This is a genomic window from Pseudomonas sp. 1152_12 (assembly GCF_052850675.1).
This window is the reverse complement of sequence record NZ_VXCW01000048.1, coordinates 1-1,069: the sequence shown is the minus strand read 5'-3', so window position 1 is coordinate 1,069 and position 1,069 is coordinate 1. Positions and strand designations below refer to the sequence as shown.

Annotated in this window: 1 protein-coding gene; it reads right to left on the bottom strand. The window is 51.7% G+C overall.

Going from position 1 to position 1,069, the window contains the following annotated elements; genetic code table 11:
* On the bottom strand, nucleotides 1-916 hold a 916-nt coding region (locus FW764_RS28045), incomplete at its 3' end, for an IS110 family transposase (protein ID WP_446436718.1).
* Nucleotides 917-1,069: the final 153 nt, after the last annotated feature.

Here is a 1,069-nt window from a genome sequence, read left to right as displayed (position 1 = left end):
TCTGATTTTTCATGAGTGAAAACGCAATACGTGCCAGCTTGCGGGCGATGATGACCAGGGCCTGAGTCGTTTTCAGGCCCCTGGCCAGGTAACCTTCATACAGCGGTTTCCAAGCTTTTGACCTGATGCCGGCTGACGCAGCGTTATGCAGTAATCGACGTATCTCGCCGTCACCTTTCTTGCTCAATGCGCGACGTCCGTTCATCTGCCCGGAGTCAGTTACTCTCAAGTCCAACCCAAGGAACGCGATATACGCATCTGCGCTTTCAAACTCTCCTCGTTGAAAAGCCATCGTTAGTGCAACTGCCGTAAGAAAACCAATACCTTCGACGGCTTGGCAGCGCTTGACCTGATGTAGAAGCCCAGCTTCAGTGACAGCGTCTAATATCCGTTTCTCAATGAGTGCTTCGTGCCTTTCCAGGCAAGCAGAGACGCTTTTTGATGATGCTTTGAGTAACGGTTCACCCGCCCAGCTTTGATTAAGGGCGATACGTGTTTTCACCAGAGCGGCACGCCGACGAAGCAAGCTTTGAAGCTTGGTATAAATTTTCGGCGGCGGGCTCCAAACGCGTAAATCTGCTTGTTCATTTTTCAAATAACGGGCCAGCAAGCGCGCATCGCTGGCATCTGTTTTAGCCCGGCCTCCAGTGCTTTTTCGGTAGTGATTAAGGCGAAACCCATCGACCACGTAGACCTTATGACCCATCGAGTGAGCCAGGGTTACGGTCTGCAAGTGATAGATGTTGGTGGCCTCAATCGCAATAGCGCTGCCCGCCGGCAAGGTATCGAGCCACGCTTTAAGTTTGGTTTTAGTGTTCGGTACGATCTTTAGTTCATCAGTTTCAGTTTGGTAGATCACAACTTCCGCTTTAGCGACATCCACACCGATGATTGATTGCGAGACAGTCATTGCCATGAAAAACGCTCCGGGTTAGGGTTTGCAGACTTGTCGGGGCTTCACCATTGCGCTGGCTTGCTTCTATCGTCGGTCATGGCCGATGCATTCCTTATCGGCGCTTTGGTGAAGGGGTGGGGCGAAGTCTCCCACGGTCTGTACTGGCTAGAGTCA